Below are 18,154 nucleotides of genomic sequence, written 5' to 3'. Positions count from 1 at the left end.
CGACGCGGGCGCAGGGCCGTCGTGGGCCCCGTACGCGGCTCAGCCGGGGCTGACGACGCCCTTCGCGGTGCCGGTGGCGGTTCCCTCGGTGGCGGCCTTCGGGATCGGCCGGTCGGCCTTCAGCGCCTTCCAGACCATCGCGGCCTTGGCCTTGTCGACCAGGACGCGGTTGCCGTCGGCGGGGTCGTACTGGACGGGCATCGTGACCATGTTCATGTGGGACGCGCCGATCCCCTTGAGGCCGCCGGCGAAGGAGGCGAGGTCGGTGACGCTGCCGATGTCGGAGTCGGTGGTCACCGTCCTGGTCGCGGTGTCGGCGAGGTCGTACAGCTTTTTGGGGTTGGACAGGAGCCCGATGTGCTTGACCTGGCCGACGAGGGCCTTCATGAAGGCCTGCTGGAGCTGGATGCGGCCGAGGTCGGAGCCGTCGCCGACGCCGTGCCGGGTGCGGACCAGGCCGAGCGCCTGCTTGCCGTTGAGCTTGTGCGATCCGGCCGCCAGACGCAGATGGCTCTCGTGGTCGGAGATGGCCTTGTTCGTGGTGACGGTGACACCGCCGAGATCGTCGATCAGCTTCTGGAAACCGCTGAAGTCGACCTCGACGTAGTGGTCCATGCGGATGCCGGTCACCGACTCGACGGTCTTCACCGCGCAGGCCGCGCCGCCGGTGGAGTAGGCGGAGTTGAACATCGCGCCGGAGACGGCGCCGTGGACCGTGCCCTTGGAGTCGGTGCAGGAGGGCCGCGCGACGAGGGTGTCACGGGGGATGGAGACCACGCTGGCCCGCTTGTGGCCCTTGTACACGTGGACGATCATCGCGGTGTCCGAGCGGGCACTGCCGTCGTCGGCGCCGCCGCCCAGCTTCTTGTTCGTACCGGAGCGGCTGTCGGAGCCGAGGACCAGGATGTTCTCCGAGCCGTTGTCGACCTTCAGGGGCCGGTCGCTGCCGAGCGCCTGGTTGATGTCGACGCTCTTGAGGTTGCCGTTGAGCTTGAAGAACAGATACCCGGCTCCGGCGCCGCCGAGCGCCACGACACCCGCCGCGGTCCAGGCCGTGATCATCAGGGCCTTGCGCCGTGCGCTGCGGGGCTTGCGGCGGCCGCCCCCTGGGCGGCTCGGGGTGCTGTTGCCCGGGCCGCCCGGTATGGCGGGCTCCGGCGTGCTCTCGGCAGGCATATGGCTCCTCGGGTCCTTTGCGGTCGGTTACCCCCTGCTTTCAGGGCCAGGCCCATCTGGTCGTGACGAGGCGTACCGCTCCATGGTCACTCCGTACGGTCAGACGGGGAAACTCGGGAAAGGGTTGCACGACGAAAAGTGCCCACCGCGTGATGCGGTGGGCACTCTGCGTCATCGGCCTGAGCGGGGAGAACCCCACCCACCTGCGATGTCAGCCGAAGATGTCGTACGCGTCGAAACCGGTACCCACCGAGATCCTTGTGGCAAAGATCTCGCTGGTGGCCTTTCCGGTCCCGGGGTACAGGTACAGCGTGCCGGCGGGGGTGCGGGCCAGGAAGTCGGCCTTGCCGTCGCCGGTCACGTCACCGACGGCGTCGAAGGCGTTGTAGCCGGACCAGGTGCGCACCTTGACGCGGGTGGAGAAGGCTCCGCTGCCGGTCTTGCCCGTGCCCTTGTACAGGTACATGTACGAGCCGGTCTTGCTGCGCACGATGAGGTCGGCCTTGCCGTCGCCGGTGAAGTCGCCGTGCCCGCGCACCGAGTTGTACTGGTTCCAGCCGGTGGCGACCTGGACGCGGGCCGAGAAGGTGCCGTTGCCCTTGCCCGGGTACTCCCACAGCACTCCGGCGGAGTCGACGGAGAGGATGTCGGGCAGACCGTCGCCGGTGAGGTCGCCGGGGGCGACGATCCGGGTGCGGGTCTTCCAGTTGGTGAAGAGCTTGTCCTTGGCCCACGTCCCCGTCGCCGGCAGCCAGTGCATCCAGGTGACGTCGCCGCTCGCGCTCTCGCGGACCACGAAGTCCTGGTAGCCGTCACGGTTGAGGTCCGTCTGGAGCACGACGTTCACGCCGTCCCACGAGCTCCACGACTGGCGCGCGCCGAACGAGGTGCCGTTGGAGTCCTTCTCGTAGCCCGTCTTGGTGGCCGCGCTGCGGACCCACAGGTCCGCCTTGTGGTCGCCGTTCAGGTTGGCGTCCTCGACGCGCGGCCAGGCGGCGCCGACGTAGGCGCTGACCTTCGAGAAGACGCTGTACGCGCCCTTCTTGACGCAGTCCTCGACGCCCCAGGAGACGACGCCCACGATGCGCCCGTCGACGATCAGCGGACCGCCGGAGTCACCGTTGCAGGCGCTGATGGTGTGGGCGTCCGTGCCGGATGCCGGGGTGCCCGCGCAGATCATGTGGCCCTCGACGAAGGCGTCCACGCCACCGAGGACCGACCGCATGGCCGTGTTGCACGTGCTGTCCGAGTTGATGGGCAGCGTGGCCGTCTTCAGTACCTCGGAGATGTCGTTCGTGGTCGAGGTGGTGCGGCCCCAGCCGTAGAGCGTCGCCTTGGTGTTGGCCGCGTACGACGCGGTGTCGCCCGAGGTCGTCATGCGGATCGGCTTGGCGGTGACGGCCGCCGACAGCGTGAGGACCGCGACGTCGTTGTTCAGGGTGCTCGGGCTGAAGGACGGGTGGGTCCACTGGCGCGAGACGCCGGTGGCGACACCGCCGTTCAGGCTGGTCTCGGACGGCAGCTGGGAAGTGCCGGTGATGACGGTGCCGTTGGCCGCCCAGTCGTACGTCTTGCCGTTCTCGTCCTTGGTGCAGTGCGCGGCCGTGAGGATCTTCGTCGGGGAGACGACGGAGCCACCGCAGAAGAAGCCGATGTCCTTGGCCTCGTCGTAGTACCAGAGCTGCGCCATCCACGGAGCCGTGGCGATGGCGGTCGTGGTACCACCGATGATCTTCGGATCGACATGCGCCGGCGTCGTGGAGGCGCTCAGGGAGGACTTCCGGGCCGTATGACCCGCGATGTCGTCACTGGCCAGGGCGCCCGCGACGCGCTTCTTCAGCACCGCCTGGGACGGCACGGAGCCGGCGAGGTGTACGGCGGGCAGCGACGGTGCCGCCGGGCCGGTCGCGGCGTTCGCGGACGACACCAGAAGCGCACCGGCGACCACCGCGGCGAGCCCGGCCGCGGCGACCGGGACGGCGATCCGTATACGGCGTCTGTGCCTACCGCCCCCGGACGTGGACGTATCCACTCAAGTCCCCCCTCAGAGATAAGAGTTCAGATCTGATTCAGCAGAAGTTCGAAGGCGCGATCGTACATGTGCCCCGGGCAGGGCAAAGGGCCGCCCCCGTCACCTGGGTGACGGGGGCGGCCCTTTGCGGTTCTGCCCTGCGAACTTCGGTCCTGAGGGACCTCGGTCGTCAGGAGATCAGTCGTTGCCGTTGCCCGGCGACGGCGTGGTCTTCTGGATCTGGAGCAGGAACTCCGCGTTCGACTTCGTCTGCTTCATCTTGTCGAGCAGCAGCTCGATCGCCTGCTGCTGGTCGAGCGCGTGGAGCACGCGACGCAGCTTCCAGGTGATGGCGAGCTCGTCGGCGCCGAGCAGGAGCTCTTCCTTACGGGTACCGGACGCGTCGACGTCCACCGCCGGGAAGACACGCTTGTCGGCGAGCTTCCGGTCGAGCTTGAGCTCGGCGTTGCCGGTGCCCTTGAACTCCTCGAAGATGACCTCGTCCATGCGCGAGCCGGTGTCGACGAGCGCGGTGGCCAGGATGGTCAGCGAGCCGCCGTCCTCGATGTTGCGCGCGGCACCGAAGAAGCGCTTCGGCGGGTACAGCGCGGTCGAGTCGACACCACCGGACAGGATGCGGCCGGAGGCCGGGGCGGCGAGGTTGTACGCACGGCCCAGACGGGTGATCGAGTCGAGCAGCACGACGACGTCGTGGCCCAGCTCCACCAGTCGCTTGGCACGCTCGATGGCGAGCTCGGCGACCGTGGTGTGGTCCTCGGCCGGACGGTCGAAGGTCGAGGAGATGACCTCGCCCTTGACCGACCGCTGCATGTCGGTGACCTCTTCCGGACGCTCGTCGACCAGGACGACCATCAGGTGGCACTCGGGGTTGTTGTGCGTGATCGCGTTGGCGATCGCCTGCATGATCATGGTCTTGCCGGTCTTCGGCGGGGCCACGATCAGACCGCGCTGGCCCTTGCCGATCGGTGCGACGAGGTCGATGATGCGCGTCGTCAGCACACCCGGGTCGGTCTCCAGACGGAGCCGGTCCTGCGGGTAGAGCGGCGTGAGCTTGTTGAACTCCGGCCGGCCGCGGCCCGAGTCGGGAGCCATGCCGTTGGTCGAGTCCAGGCGCACGAGCGCGTTGAACTTCTCGCGGCGCTCGCCGTCCTTGGGCTGACGGACCGCGCCGGTGACGTGGTCACCCTTGCGCAGACCGTTCTTGCGGACCTGGGCGAGCGAGACGTACACGTCGTTGGGACCCGGCAGGTAGCCCGACGTACGGATGAACGCGTAGTTGTCGAGGATGTCGAGGATGCCCGCGACGGGGATCAGCACGTCGTCGTCGGCGACCTGCGGCTCGGCGATCTCGTCGCGTCCACGACGGCCACGGCGGTCCCGGTAGCGGCCGCGACGGCCGCGGCGGCCGCCCTCGAAGTCGTCGTCGTCCTGCGGTCCGTTGTCCCGCGGGCCGTTGTCGCGCGGTCCGTTGTCGCGCGGCTGCTGGCGGTCCTGACGGCCGCCCTGCTGCTGACGGTCCGGGCGCTCCTGCCGGTCCTGGCGCTCCTGGCGCTCGGGACGCTGCTGGCCGGCACCCTGGCCGCCCTGCTGCTCGTCGCCCTTGTTCGGGCGGCGGTCACGGCTGCCCGAACGGTCGCGGTCGCGGCGGTCACGGCGCTCACGACGGCCGTCGGCGCCCTCGGCGTCGCCCTGCGTCTCGGTCTTCGGCTCGCTCTTCGCCTCGGCGGTGACCGTCTCGGGGCTGCCCGCCTCGGCGGTGGCACGGCGACGGCGGCGCTCGGCGGGAGCGTCGTCCCCGCCCTCGCTCGACCGGGAGGGACCGCCGGCCGGCTGGCCGGGGATCTCGATCTGCTGCTGAGACACGGCCTTCTCGGCGGCCTTCTCGGCCTTGTCGACGGCCGGGGCCGCGGCCTCGTCACCCGTACGGGCCTTCGAGGTGGTCCGGCGCTTCGGCTTGGCCTCGGCGGCGTCGGGCGCCGCCTTGGCGGGAGCGCCGCCGCCGGCCTGGGCCTCCTTGATGACCTCGATCAGCTGGCTCTTGCGCATCCGCGCGGTGCCCCTGATGCCGAGGCCGGATGCGACCTGCTGGAGCTCGGCCAGCACCATGCCCTCGAGGCCGGTACCGCGGCGTCGCCTGGAGCCGGCACCGGTGGCAGGCGCGGAGGCGTCCGTGGCGGGCGCGGCGGTCTCCTCGACACGTGCGCCCATCAGATCGGTGGTGTCGCTCACGAAGGGTCCTTCCCTGGAGCGGACGTCGGCCTGTCTGGCTCGGCGACCGGTTGTGCTGTCCGGCATTGGCCCTTGCTGTGTGGACCGTGCCGGGGCGGTGGTCCGCCTGAACGGCGGAAGACATTGCTGGTGATGACGATTCCAAAGCCGTGGCACTGAGGTTCGGTGTCATCGGCTCGGTCACGCCGGTTCCGGAGCGTGCTCAGCACTGCTCAGCGCATAGCACCCAATGCAAGGCACGAAGCAGTTTGGGAGGCTCCCGGAAGAATGGGTGTCCCGGACAGGGACGCGAAGCACCTCGCCATGGTGGGGTCGGGTGCAGACTTGAGGTTAACACTACCGGATCCAACAAACATTCCCCCTCTCAAAATCCGGCGACCGTGCGTCGTCAATCGACCTCGACAGGTGCGAGGGGCAGCACGCACGCCCCCTGGGCGTCGAGGTCCAGACGGTTGGCGGCCCAGCCCTGACCTGCGAGATCAGCCACCTTGTCGGCCGACGCGCGGTCCGCGAGCGCGAGGACCGTGGGGCCCGCGCCGGAGATCACAGCCGGGATGCCGTCGGCGCGCAGGCGCTCGACGAGCGCGGCGCTCTCCGGCATCGCCGGGGCTCGGTACTCCTGGTGCAGCCGGTCCTCGGTGGCGGGCAGCAACAGCTCGGGGCGCCGGGTCAGCGCCTCGACGAGCAGTGCGGCGCGGCCCGCGTTGGCGGCGGCGTCGACGTGCGGCACGGTGCGTGGCAACAAGCCGCGCGCGGTCTCGGTGAGGACGGGCTTTCCGGGGACGAAGACCACCGGAACGATGGAGTCCGCGGGGTCCATCCTGATGGCCCGCGCGGCGCCCGACTCCATCCAGGAGAGCGTGAATCCGCCGAGCAGACAGGCCGCGACGTTGTCGGGGTGTCCCTCGATCTCGGTCGCGAGCTCCAGGAGCGCGGTGTCGTCGAGCCTGCTGTCCCCGCCTATGGTCACCGCGCGCGCGGCGACGATGCCGGCGCAGATGGCGGCCGACGAGGAGCCGAGACCCCGGCCGTGCGGAATGCGGTTGGCGCAGACGATCTCCAGACCGCGCGGCTGTCCGCCGAGCAGGTCGAACGCGGTGCGCAGGGAACGGACGAGGAGATGCTTCTCGTCGCGCGGCAGCGTCTCGCTGCCCTCACCCGCGATGTCGATGTGCAGTCCTGAGTCGGCCACCCGGACGACCACGTCGTCGTAGAGCCCCAGTGACAGGCCGAAGGCGTCGAAACCCGGGCCGAGGTTGGCACTGGTGGCGGGGACGCGCACCCGGACGGCGGCGGCGCGGAACGCTGGACCGGCCATCGCTCGATGACTCTCCTTGAGCTGCGTGATGTACGAGATTTTCGAGGAACTACGAGGTGAACCGCGACGAACGGGCACGAGGGCCCGGAGTCCGCACAGACCGCGCGACACCGCGGCATATGCGGCGGGCGGGTTCGGTACAGCCTATCGAAGGAAGGTTCTGTGGCGACATAGGGCGCACAGGAGGCGCACGATGCGTGTCGTAAGCCCCTCGTGCACCCCCCGTCGGGTCGGCATGGGGATGACCCCACGAGCGGACGGGTTCCGTCGGTGTTCCCGGCGGTTTCCCGCCCGCTCACGGCGAGTTCCCGCGGCCGGACGAGTCCCGCCGGTCCGTACGGGGGCCGTCCGGACGAGGTCCGGGCGGCCCCTTCGTACGAGGACCGAGCCGCTCGGCTAGACGAGTCCGAGCCGCTCCGCCGCCGTCGCCGCGTCCACCGGGACCGTGACCGGCTGCGGAGCCCCCGCGACGGCCCAGTCGGGGTCCTTGAGGCCGTTTCCGGTGACGGTGCAGACGATGCGCTGGCCCGGGTCGACCTTGCCCTGCTCGGCGGCCTTCAGCAGACCGGCGACCGACGCGGCGGACGCGGGCTCGACGAAGACGCCCTCCTGCGCGGCCAACAGCCGGTAGGCGCGCAGGATCTCACGGTCCGTCACCTCGTCGATGAGGCCGCCCGACTCGTCCCGCGCGGCCAGCGCGAACTGCCACGAGGCCGGGTTGCCGATCCGGATCGCGGTGGCGACGGTCGAGGGGTCCTTGACGATCTCGCCGCGCACGATGGGCGCGGAGCCGGACGCCTGGAACCCCCACATGCGGGGGGTCTTCGCGGCGACGCCGTCGGCGGCGTACTCCCTGTACCCCTTCCAGTACGCGGTGATGTTGCCCGCGTTGCCCACCGGGAGGACATGGATGTCGGGCGCGTCGCCGAGCATGTCGACGATCTCGAAGGCAGCGGTCTTCTGGCCCTCGATACGCACCGGGTTCACCGAATTGACCAGCGCCACCGGGTAGTTGTCGGACAGCGAGCGCGCCAGCGTCAGGCAGTCGTCGAAGTTGCCGTCGACCTGGAGGATCTTGGCGCCGTGGATGAGGGCCTGGCCCATCTTGCCGAGCGCGATCTTGCCCTGCGGCACCAGGACGGCGCACACCATCCCGGCGCGAACCGCGTAGGCGGCGGCACTGGCCGAGGTGTTGCCGGTGGAGGCGCAGATGACGGCCTTCGCGCCCTCCTCCTTCGCCCGCGTGATGGCCATCGTCATACCGCGGTCCTTGAAGGAGCCGGTCGGGTTGGCGCCCTCCACCTTGAGGTGGACCTCGCAGCCCGTGCGCTCGGAGAGCACCTGCGCGGGCACGAGCGGCGTACCGCCCTCGCAGAGCGACACGACCGGCGTGCTGTCGGACACCGGAAGCCGGTCCCGGTACTCCTCGATGATTCCGCGCCACTGGTGGGTCATTGCTCGCTACTCCCCTTCAACCCGCATGATGCTGGAGACGCCCCGTACGGTGTCGAGGCCGCGTAGCGCCTCGACCGTCCCGGCGAGGGACGCGTCGGACGCGCGATGGGTGACGACGACGAGGGAGGCCTCGCCGTCCTTGCCCGACTGGCGCACGGTGTCGATGGACACCCCGTGCTCGGCGAAGACGGTGGCGACCTGGGCGAGGACACCGGGCTTGTCGGCCACGTCGAGGCTGATGTGGTACCGCGTGACGACCTCGCCCATGGGCGAGACGGGCAGCTGGGTGTACGCGGAGTCGCCGGGCCCCGTGGACCCGCCGAGCTTGTTGCGGCAGACGGCCACCAGGTCGCCGAGGACGGCGGAGGCGGTGGGTGCGCCACCGGCGCCGGGCCCGTAGAACATGAGCTGCCCCGCGGCCTCCGACTCGACGAACACGGCGTTGTACGCGCCGCGCACGGAGGCGAGGGGGTGGGTCAGCGGAATCATCGCGGGATGGACCCGGGCCGTCACCGAGCCCCCGTCGGCGGCCCGCTCGCACAGGGCGAGCAGTTTGATGGTGCAGCCCATCCCCCTCGCCGAGGCGAAGTCGGCGGCGGTGACCTCGGTCATGCCCTCGCGGTAGACGTCGTCGAGGCGCACCCGCGTGTGGAAGGCGATCCCGGCGAGGATGGCGGCCTTGGCGGCGGCGTCGAACGCCTCGACGTCGGCGGTGGGGTCGGCCTCGGCGTACCCGAGCGCGGTGGCCTCGTCGAGGGCCTCCTGATAGCCCGCCCCCGTGGAGTCCATCTTGTCGAGGATGAAGTTGGTGGTGCCGTTGACGATGCCCATCACCCGGTTGATCTTGTCGCCGGCGAGGGACTCGCGCAGCGGCCTGATCAGCGGGATGGCGCCGGCGACGGCGGCCTCGTAGTAGAGGTCCCTGCCGTGCTCCTCGGCCGCCGCGTGCAGGGCGGCACCGTCCTGGGCGAGCAGCGCCTTGTTCGCGGAGACGACGGAGGCGCCGTGCTCGAACGCGGTGGTGATCAGCGAACGGGCGGGCTCGATGCCGCCGATGACCTCGACGACCACGTCGATGTCCCCGCGTTTGACGAGGGCGGTGGCGTCCGTGGTGATCAGGGCGGGGTCGATGCCCGCGCGCACCTTGGAGGGCCGGCGCACGGCGACGCCGGCGAGCTCGACGGGGGCGCCGATCCTTGCCGTGAGGTCGTCGGCGTGCGTCGTCATGATGCGAGCCACCTCTGAGCCGACAACCCCGCAGCCCAGCAGCGCCACCTTCAGCGGACGCGTACGCATCATCCGACCTCGTTTCCTCATACCGTGTTCGGTTGGACCAGTCTCACTCACCGGACGGGAGTTTCTACCCTTGGTCCGGATCGTGAGACGTCCATTTCATTTTTCTGGAAGGTGACGACAGGAGATCTTCCGTCCGGTTCCGCACCGGCCGATCCGGTCTCCCGCCGTCGGGCTCCCGAGCCTCTTACGACGGACTCCTGAGCCTCACCCGACGTCGAGACGCAGGAGGTCCTCCTCCGTCTCGCGCCGGACGATCACCCGCGCCGCGCCGTCCTTCACGGCGACGACCGGCGGGCGGAGCGCGTGGTTGTAGTTGCTGGCCATGGACCGGCAGTACGCGCCGGTGGCCGGCACCGCGATCAGGTCGCCCGGCGCCAGATCGGCCGGCAGGAAGGCGTCCTTGACCACGATGTCCCCGCTCTCGCAGTGCTTGCCGACGACGCGCACGAGCATCGGCTCGGCGTCGGAGGTGCGCGAGACCAGGGCGACGCTGTACTCGGCGTCGTACAGCGCGGTGCGGATGTTGTCGGACATGCCGCCGTCCACCGAGACGTAGGTCCGCAGCCCGTCGAGCGGCTTGACGGTGCCGACCTCGTACAGCGTGAACGCGGTCGGACCGACGATGGCGCGCCCGGGCTCGACCGAGATCCGCGGTGTGCGCAGCTTCGCCGCCTCGCACTCACGCGTCACGATCTCGCTCAGCGCCTTGGCGATCTCGTGCGGCTCGCGGGGGTCGTCGTCGCTGGTGTACGCGATGCCGAGGCCGCCGCCGAGGTCGATCTCCGGCAGTTCGACCCCGTGCTCGTCCCGTACGGCGGCCAGCAGCGCGACCACCCGTCGGGCCGCGACCTCGAAGCCGGCCATGTCGAAGATCTGCGAGCCGATGTGCGAGTGGATCCCGACGAGTTCGAGCGCGTCCAGCGAGAGGGCCCGCCGTACCGCCTCGGCGGCCTGTCCGTCGGCGAGCGCGATCCCGAACTTCTGGTCCTCGTGCGCCGTGGCGATGAACTCGTGCGTGTGCGCCTCGACGCCCACCGTCACCCGGATCTGGACCCGCTGCCGCCTGCCGAGGGACTGCGCGATGTGGGCGACCCGCACGATCTCCTGGAAGGAGTCGAGCACGATCCGCCCGACCCCGGCCTCGACGGCCGTACGGATCTCGTCGGTGGACTTGTTGTTGCCGTGGAAGGCGATGCGGTCGGCGGGCATCCCGGCCGACAGGGCCGTCGCCAGCTCACCCCCGGAACACACGTCCAGGTTGAGCCCCTCCTCGTGCAGCCACCGTACGACGGCGCGCGAGAGGAAGGCCTTGCCCGCGTAGAAGACGTCGGCGTCGTGCCCGAACGCGGTGCGCCAGGCGCGCGCCCGCTCACGGAAGTCGCTCTCGTCGAGGAAGTACGCCGGAGTGCCGAACTCCTCGGCCAGCGCGGTGACTTCGAGCCCGCCGACGCGGACGGCCCCGTCCTCCCCACGGCTCACGGTGTGCGACCAGACCTTGGGGTCGAGGACGTTGAGGTCGGCGGGCGGGGCGCTGTAGTGGCCCTCGGTGAGGACGTCGGCGTGACGGGGCCCGGCGGGGTGCGCGGAACGGCTCATGTCTGGAGTGCTTTCTGCTTCGTCAAAGGTAGTCGGGTGCGCTGATGCCGAGCAGGGACAGGCCACCGGCCAGCACCGCCCCGGCGGCTTCGGCGAGCGCGAGCCGGGCACGGTGGGCGGCCGAGGGTTTCTCGTCGCCGAGCGGCAGCACGGCGTACTGAAAACCGAGAACGGCGTCGGCGGTCACGACCAGATGCCGCGCCACCCGATCGGGCGCCCGGTCCCGCGCGGCGAGCCGCAGGGCGTGCGGGTAGTCGGCCAGCGCGACGAGGAGCTCGGTCTCGGCGGGGGTGGTGCCGGGGCCGGGGGGTGTCGTCGTGCGGGTGGGGCCGGGGGGAACGGGGGCCGGCGGGGCGTCCGTGCGGGAGCTGTCGGCGGGGGCGGGGACGGCTGCGAGGACGGGGTCGGTGCCGGGGCCGGGGCCGACGGCATGGCTGCGACCGTGGCCGTAACTCTGACTCTGACTCTCGCCGTGATTCTGACTCTCGCTGTGGCTGTGGCTGTAGCCGAGGGTGGCGGCGTTGCGGCGCAGGGCCCGGGTGCGGGCGTGGGCGTAACGGACGCGGAAGAGAGGGTTGCTCTCGCGCTGGAGAAGGTGATCGGCGCTGATCCGGGGCCGGTCGTGCGCCGCGGGGTGGAGCAGTGCCCAGCGGGCGGCGTCGTGTCCGAGGAGAGCGGGGTCCTCGGGCGCGGGCACGGGCCGCAGGTTCACGGGCTCGGCGTGACGGACCTCGGCACGTCCGCCCTGGGTGGCGACGATCCGTACGAGGGAGTCGGCGACGATCTCGGCCCGGGTGTCATAGGGCACGCGCAGCTCGACGAGCTGTCCGGCGAGGGTGTCGCCGTACCCGTAGCGCGTCCCCTGCTCCAGAACCTGCTCGACCAGGCCGGCGGACACGCCACCGGCGAGGGTGATGTTGAGGAAACCGGGCCCGGTGACGGTCACCTCGGCGACACCGGGCTCGCGCTCGATGTACGTCCGCAGGATCCCGGCGACTTCGAGCGCCGGCTGCCGAGCCTGCCCGGCCAGCCGTAGGGCGACGTTGCTCGCGTAGTCCCCGCACCCACCGGGCCCCGGCGGACCGACCGCCACGCTCGCGGGCACGGAGACGTCCAGTTCCCCCACGTCGACAGCACGACGCACCGCGCGCAGCACGGTACGGGAGAGCTCGACGGGGGTCACGGGGCAAGCCTAGGGGAGGAGGGGGGTGGGAACGCGAGCCAGTTTGTCGATGGTCCGGGATGTGGACGGGGCTGATGCGGGGAGGGGGTGCGGATGCCGCTCACGATCGAATTGATGATCGAAAGAAGCCGCGGGCGCCATATGAAGGGCCGATGCACGGCGGCCTATGGAGCTCAATGCCCCCGAGGCACGCAACACCGGGAGGGACTCATGGCTCGGAAGAACTCAATGCCCGGAAGGACTCAGCGTCAGGAGGGAATCCATGCCCGGAGGGAATCCATGCCCGGAGGGGCTCAATGCCCGGAGCGCCCGGCCCGCTCGGCCTCCTCGACGGCATCGTCCGCGCCACCACTCACCTCGCGCGGACCGTCCACCTCACGCCGCTCGATCAACTGCCGTACGAGACTGACGAGTTCGGATGGCTCGAAGGGCTTGGCGAGAAACGCATCGACTCCGACGTCGAGCCCGCTCTCGACCTCGTACTGCGTGCAGGCGCTGACGATGGCGAGGGGAAGATTCCGGGTCCGCGGGTCGGCACGCAGCCGAGCGGCGGTACGGAGGCCGTCGAGCCGGGGCATCACGACGTCGAGGGTGACGACATCGGGCCGGACCTGATGGACGACGTCCAGACACTCGGCACCGTCAGCCGCGGTCACGACCTCGAGACCCTCCAGCTCGAGATTGACCCTGATCAGCTGCCGGATGACCTTGTTGTCGTCCACAACAAGCACCCGACCGGACGCGCCTGGCACAACTCGAGAGTAGGTCCGCGCCCACCGCCGCGTCCGGCTTTTCCCCACTTCCACCCCGCACGGCCCCACCACCCGAGCCACCCTCCACACCCACCCCGCTTCCCCCGTCCCCCACTCGCCCCTCACTCCCCTCTCCCGCCCCCACAACACCACCCCCACCCCGACCAAAACACGTGGCGATCACCCCTGAAAGAGCTGGTAGGGTTCTACCCGTCGCCGCACAAAGCGCCCGACACGCCCCCGTAGCTCAGGGGATAGAGCAACGGCCTCCGGAGCCGTGTGCGCAGGTTCGAATCCTGCCGGGGGCACTCGCCTGTCAGACACCCAGAACCACGATCTGACCAGGGCGGATGCCGACAGATAAGGGCGGGAGTCAGTCTCACTGACTCCCGCCCTTTCTCACTCTCTCCCACTGATTGTGCGTGAGGAGTGCGTGAGCCACGCACGGCTCATAACGCAGCGTCCGGCGATCCCCAACCCATCGCCCTTTCGATCTTCTTGTTGTCCTCTGCCTCGCTGTTGTCGAGGCAGCCCGCATAGTGGCGGTCGATGACCTCAGGAGACGTGCCAGCCCTGCGAGCCACCTCCGCCACCGGGAGGCCCGAACGGAGCCAGTCGGTAATGCACGTGGCCCTGCCGTCGTAGGGCTTCCTAGCGAGCGGGGACGGGATCTTGTGCGGCGGGAACGCGAGGGGGCGCGCCTCCTGCCAGACGCGCCAGTAGCTGGAAGTGCCCACCAGACCGCCCCGCTCATTCTGGAACAGCCGGCCGTCGGCCGCCGTACCGAATTCCTTCACGTGCGCCCGGAGCATCGCGACCAGGACGGGCGGTATGGGCACCGGCCGGTCTGCCTCCGGGTCCCGCATCTTCAGCCCCCGCTTATCGTGCCTCTCGCCGGAATCGGTCCATTTCTTGCCCGACACGGGGCGAGTCTCACGCAGAGTGAGCACACCCCATCCCGTTTCCGGCAAGTGGCAGTCATCCAGTCGCAGCGCTACGACTTCCGCCGGACGCATTGCCGCGTACAGGATGCAGCCGAAGAAGGCGACCAGACGCCTTCCTCTATTTCGGTGCACCGACCCCACATACGAGACGGCGGTTAGGAACTCCCGCCCCTGTACGGCGTTCATGAGTACGCGAGGGTCGATAGGTCCACTGGCGGCAGTGGCGGGCCTTTCCAGCCCGGCAATTGGGTTTGCTTCCAGATACCCCTTCTGAATCGCGTACGCCATGGCCGAGTTGAAGCCTCGCCGGCGGCGCTTGTAGGTGTCTTTGGCCGCGAGCTTCCCGTCAAGCTTGTAGGCGAGCCGATAGTGCACGTCCTCGGCGATGCCGGATTCCCTCAGCGCGGACAGCGGACGGGAGTTCTCTGCGAGCCACGCACAAACCTTCTCCAAGGCCGGTGGAGGTTCTGCGTTCTCATGACTCGGTACCACCGCCCATCTGATGGCCAGACGCACCGCAGCAAGTTCGGGAGCATCAGATCCGTCCCCGAGCATGCCCAAGGCAGCCGCTGCAAGACTGTCCGCGAATCCTTCCCGCGTCTTTGCCGCCGCAGTACGCCAGCGACGCTTCATGAACTCACGCGAGAACTCCCACCATGTGGGATCAGCCTTGGATTCGGCCGCATCTTTTGCCGCTGCTTCAGCTTTTCGAACCTCCGATTCAGGGATACCAGACTCCACGTCGAACGCCTCGCCTTTACGCATGGCTTGCCGTAGCTCTGCGCGGCGATTGTCGGCGAGTGTGAAGGTAGAAAATGACGCATAGCAGCGTTTTCCCGCCACCGCCCAACGGAGTTGATACGGCGCGCTCTTGCTTCTTACTTTGCTGATCCCCCATACGCGAACATCACTAGAGAAGACGTGTTCCTTGCCCCCGGGGCGCCCACTCTCGTGGGCGCCCCGAGTTGCACCGTTCTTACTGATGGTCACGCAGCGTCCTCCCGCTCCGCAAGCCAACGCTCGTATTCCGAACGCCGTATTCGAACGTCTCCGTTCGGGAGCTTGATGGCTTTAGGGGCTTTCCCCAGTTGCCGCCATCTGTGAAAGGTCGAAGGGGGAACCTTCAGATCGGTAATGACCTCTTTAATGGTCATCTTTTCGTCTACCACTCGGGCGCTCATGCCGGCGGCGTCCTCTCTGGAGTTGTGTTGTGGGGCATGAAGTTGGCGTCACATTCCCGTGGGTCGCGGACCATCGCGGACCACCCCTGTTGACCTGCGGCTTTGTTGACGTCGCGTCCGGACCATCGCGGACCACCGGTGGACGGGTGGTCCGCGATGGTCCCGTTTCCGCGGTTGATGAATGCGCAGGTCAGGCAGGGTGGTCCGCGATGGTCCGCGACCCGGCGGAATGTCGGCGGCGCTCTACTCGGGTGCCTCTTGGGAGGGGCGCAGGCCGATTCCGGTGTAGGTGCGGATACGGATACCGCCGTCGCGAGGGCGGGTGAGGATGAGCTGAGGGATGACGGACAGAAGGTTGCGGCCGAAGATCTGCTTCGTGCCGTGGCGTACGCCGTTGTCCTCGGTCCACTCGCGCCATACGTTCCACAGATCGTCCACGGCGACGGTGCATGCCGGGCCAGTGGTGCAGCGTTCGCGGACGAATGCACTGGTCGGCGAGGCGGTGTCCTGCATGGTGGTGATGGCCTCGCGGCTGGACGGTGGCTGTGTAATCCGTCCGTTGCGCTGGAGGCGGGCGAGCCCGTCCAGGGCCCAGTTGAGGATGCCGGGCATCTCTGCGGTGAGGCGGTCGGTGAGGGTGGAATCTTCCTTGCCGAGCCAGGACACGCGCATGCTGAGCAGGATGAACCGGTTAGCGATGACGCCGGAGGAATCTCCGAAGTGCGGCAGCTCGTTGGACAGGATCATTAGCCGCGAGGGCACCCGGCCTGTCCACGGTTCGCGGAACTTGCGGTCGATGTCGATCGTGTCGTCACCGGAGATCGTCAACAGCCGCTCCACCACCTGACTGTTGTCGTTCCCGGACAGACGGGCGTCCGAGATGATCGCGAGGGACTTGCCAATCAGCGTGGACAGACCGAAGTTCGTCCCGAGCCCGGCCAGGGTCGGGCCGGCCAGATTCTCTTTGCCGACCAGCGCTTTCAGCACGCGGGCGATGGTGCCCTTGCCGGAGCGGGACGGGCCGACGATGAGCAGGATCTTTTGCTGGTCGGTCCGGCCGGACAGGACGTAGCCGAACCACTCCTGAAGTGCGGCGATGCTGTCCGGGTCGTCGGGCCAGAGCTGCGCGAGGAACCGTTCCCACGTCGGCGCGGTGGCGTCGGGGTCGTAGGCGAACGGCACGGACACGAGGTTGAAGAATTCCGGACCGTGCGGCAGTAGCGCACGGTCCTGAATCCGCAGGAGTCCGTTCTCACAGGCCACGATGGGTCCCTCATCCTGCCCCGTCGCCCCCTGCCCGTCGATCCATGCCGGGACGTCGGTATCCGTGGGCAGCAAGGTGATCGCCCCGAGCGCGTCGAGCAGGTTGCCGATCTTCTGCTTTGTCGGGGCCCACTGGTGCGGTTCCGGCTCTCCCTTCTTGTTGACGCCGATGTAGATGGCGTGTTCGAGACGGGTGTACATGCCGGCGCGGATCTGTGCGTCGTCCATCTCGCGCCAGCAGGAGCCGTTCCAGCGCATCCACGATGCCCGCCAGCGCCGGCACACGAGCCGTCCGTCCTCGGTCCGCCAGTCGGGCAGCAGCCGGCGGGCGACGGCCAGGGGGTTGGTGGGTGGGGGCAGTTCCTCGGTCTCGGTGTCGGTTGCGGGGCGGTTCCTCATGCGGCCGTCCTCTCTTCGGCAAGCGGAGCGGGTGTGCCGGTGCAGACGGATCGGTGGGCGCGGTAGTCGGCGACCAGCGCGGCCACGGCGTGGGCTCCGGTAGCGGTGCGGGTCTGCCCGCACGGGCAGGCGTAGGCGGCGTTCGGGGTGCTGCCGTGCCGCTTTGACCAGCGGGCCCCGTCGTTGGGGTGGCGGTAGACGGGCGGGGCGAAGATGCGGATGCCGGGGCGGTTGGGTGTGGGGTTGTTCGTGTCGCTCGTGTGCGGGTCAGAGCTTGTTCGGACGCCCTGACGGGCGGCGCCTTTCGGCTCGCCTACGGCCACGGTGTCCACAGGCTGTGGAGCGGCGTGCGGGCCGTCCGGGGTGGTGGTGATGCTCTTCAGAGGGGGATGCCGGGGGGTGCTCATGCCGTCCGCCGGCTGCTCTGGTTGTGGGCAATCGACCAGTCCAAAGCGCTCCGCAGCGTGGAGCGGCATTCGGACGCGGACAGTCCGGCCGCTTCGCCCCCCGCCTGAAGAGCCTGCTCTACCACGTCCCGGGGGAGGTCGCCCCACGCGACGAACCGTCCCAGAGCGCGTGCGGCCCGGAACAACTTCGCTTCCCGCGCCCCGACTTGAGCCGCGGCCACATTCCGCGTCTCCGCGGCAAGCGCTACATCCGCGTATCGACGGGATTGCCCCGCCACGGCCCCTGAAGGTGCCTGTACAGGCTTGGGGGCCGGCCGAAGGATGCTCAGCAGCCATGACGGCACAGGGGACACCACAGGGCCGCTGACGGCTTCGTAGGGTCCGATGGGGGTGATGCTGCCCGCGGCAACGACGTAGCCGCCCCATGCCCGCGTGTCGACCAACGGGGCGATGGTTCCCGCGGTGTTGGTCATCCGCGCCCCCACCGGCGCGGTGAAGTACAGGTGCCCGCCACCGCTTGCGGTCCGCGTCCGATAGGTGTCGGGGACGACATGGCCGGTGCGCTCGCAGAGCGCCCCAAAGGTCGCCGCGCCGTCAGGCGTGCCCTTGTTGCTGTTGTCCTTGGGCACGTCGAGGTCGACCACCAAGAGCCCGGAGGGGCCGGTGGCGATACCGACGTTGAACGGCCCGCGGGACCAGGTGGCGCGGATGCGGTCCGCATCAGTGGTGGCGCGTTGCTCCCACTTGCGGTGGCCGGCCGCGCACACTCCGGTGCGCGGGCATGATGCCTCCCCGTGCAGCGCGGGGCGCTTCGTGGCGGGACGGAGCGGGAAGACGTGCCAGCCGCGTTCCGCGGCTGTCAGGGCCGCGGCGAGTAAGGCCTCTCGCGGACTGTCGGTCGGTTGCGTCATGCTGAAGACCTC

14 protein-coding genes and 1 tRNA gene are annotated in these 18,154 nt (G+C 69.4%); 1 reads left to right on the top strand and 14 read right to left on the bottom strand.

From position 1 onward, the window contains the following. Positions 1-39: 39 nt before the first annotated feature. The 9 genes from ACZ4AA_RS34215 to ACZ4AA_RS34175 form a co-directional block, all read right to left on the bottom strand. Positions 40-1,176, bottom strand: coding sequence for an LCP family protein (locus ACZ4AA_RS34215; protein ID WP_467611339.1), 1,137 nt, complete (start codon positions 1,174-1,176; stop codon positions 40-42). Positions 1,177-1,387: 211 nt separating this feature from the next. Further along, positions 1,388-3,208 carry a trypsin-like serine protease gene (locus tag ACZ4AA_RS34210; protein WP_467611337.1) on the bottom strand — a complete coding sequence of 607 codons (1,821 nt, stop codon included), beginning with the start codon at positions 3,206-3,208 and terminating at the stop codon, positions 1,388-1,390. A 177-nt stretch (positions 3,209-3,385) separates the two neighbouring features. Beyond that, complete coding sequence (gene rho / locus ACZ4AA_RS34205; RefSeq protein WP_467611335.1) at positions 3,386-5,437, bottom strand: transcription termination factor Rho; 2,052 nt, start codon at positions 5,435-5,437, stop codon at positions 3,386-3,388. Positions 5,438-5,825: 388 nt separating this feature from the next. Continuing rightward, complete coding sequence (thrB, locus tag ACZ4AA_RS34200; protein ID WP_339131544.1) at positions 5,826-6,755, bottom strand: homoserine kinase; 930 nt, start codon at positions 6,753-6,755, stop codon at positions 5,826-5,828. A 396-nt stretch (positions 6,756-7,151) separates the two neighbouring features. Then, positions 7,152-8,210, bottom strand: a complete 1,059-nt coding sequence (thrC, locus tag ACZ4AA_RS34195; RefSeq protein ID WP_467611333.1) for a threonine synthase — start codon at positions 8,208-8,210, stop codon at positions 7,152-7,154. A 6-nt stretch (positions 8,211-8,216) separates the two neighbouring features. Next, positions 8,217-9,506, bottom strand: coding sequence for a homoserine dehydrogenase (locus tag ACZ4AA_RS34190; RefSeq protein ID WP_467611378.1), 1,290 nt, complete (start codon positions 9,504-9,506; stop codon positions 8,217-8,219). A 204-nt stretch (positions 9,507-9,710) separates the two neighbouring features. Next, positions 9,711-11,102, bottom strand: coding sequence for a diaminopimelate decarboxylase (gene lysA, locus ACZ4AA_RS34185; protein WP_467611332.1), 1,392 nt, complete (start codon positions 11,100-11,102; stop codon positions 9,711-9,713). 22 nt (positions 11,103-11,124) lie between these two features. After that, the gene (gene nrtL / locus ACZ4AA_RS34180) at positions 11,125-12,285 is read right to left on the bottom strand and encodes an ArgS-related anticodon-binding protein NrtL (protein WP_467611331.1); all 1,161 of its coding nucleotides are present in this window, start codon (positions 12,283-12,285) and stop codon (positions 11,125-11,127) included. A gap of 293 nt (positions 12,286-12,578) precedes the next feature. After that, entirely contained in the window at positions 12,579-13,085 is a 507-nt protein-coding gene (locus ACZ4AA_RS34175) for a response regulator (protein WP_467611376.1), read from the bottom strand. 188 nt (positions 13,086-13,273) lie between these two features. On the opposite strand from ACZ4AA_RS34175, the gene ACZ4AA_RS34170 reads away from it, so the two are divergent. Next, positions 13,274-13,345, top strand: a tRNA-Arg gene (locus ACZ4AA_RS34170). Positions 13,346-13,486: 141 nt separating this feature from the next. Here the strand turns inward: ACZ4AA_RS34170 and ACZ4AA_RS34165 are convergent. The 5 genes from ACZ4AA_RS34165 to ACZ4AA_RS34145 all read right to left on the bottom strand — a co-directional run bounded on the left by ACZ4AA_RS34165 (position 13,487) and on the right by ACZ4AA_RS34145 (position 18,142). Beyond that, complete coding sequence (locus tag ACZ4AA_RS34165) at positions 13,487-14,971, bottom strand: tyrosine-type recombinase/integrase (protein WP_467611329.1); 1,485 nt, start codon at positions 14,969-14,971, stop codon at positions 13,487-13,489. Continuing rightward, positions 14,968-15,162 carry a helix-turn-helix transcriptional regulator gene (locus tag ACZ4AA_RS34160; RefSeq protein WP_467611327.1) on the bottom strand — a complete coding sequence of 65 codons (195 nt, stop codon included), beginning with the start codon at positions 15,160-15,162 and terminating at the stop codon, positions 14,968-14,970. The genes ACZ4AA_RS34165 and ACZ4AA_RS34160 overlap by 4 nt, the downstream gene beginning before the upstream one ends. A gap of 243 nt (positions 15,163-15,405) precedes the next feature. Next, a complete protein-coding gene (locus tag ACZ4AA_RS34155; protein ID WP_467611325.1) occupies positions 15,406-16,824 on the bottom strand; it encodes a DNA primase family protein in 1,419 nt (472 codons plus the stop codon). Continuing rightward, positions 16,821-17,231 carry a hypothetical protein gene (locus ACZ4AA_RS34150; RefSeq protein ID WP_467611323.1) on the bottom strand — a complete coding sequence of 137 codons (411 nt, stop codon included), beginning with the start codon at positions 17,229-17,231 and terminating at the stop codon, positions 16,821-16,823. The genes ACZ4AA_RS34155 and ACZ4AA_RS34150 overlap by 4 nt, the downstream gene beginning before the upstream one ends. After that, positions 17,228-18,142 carry a bifunctional DNA primase/polymerase gene (locus ACZ4AA_RS34145; RefSeq protein WP_467611321.1) on the bottom strand — a complete coding sequence of 305 codons (915 nt, stop codon included), beginning with the start codon at positions 18,140-18,142 and terminating at the stop codon, positions 17,228-17,230. The genes ACZ4AA_RS34150 and ACZ4AA_RS34145 overlap by 4 nt, the downstream gene beginning before the upstream one ends. Positions 18,143-18,154: the final 12 nt, after the last annotated feature.

The organism is Streptomyces sp. NPDC024698, assembly GCF_055559015.1.
Note: the sequence above shows the minus strand (reverse complement) of the source record. Positions and strands in the feature narration are given on the sequence as shown.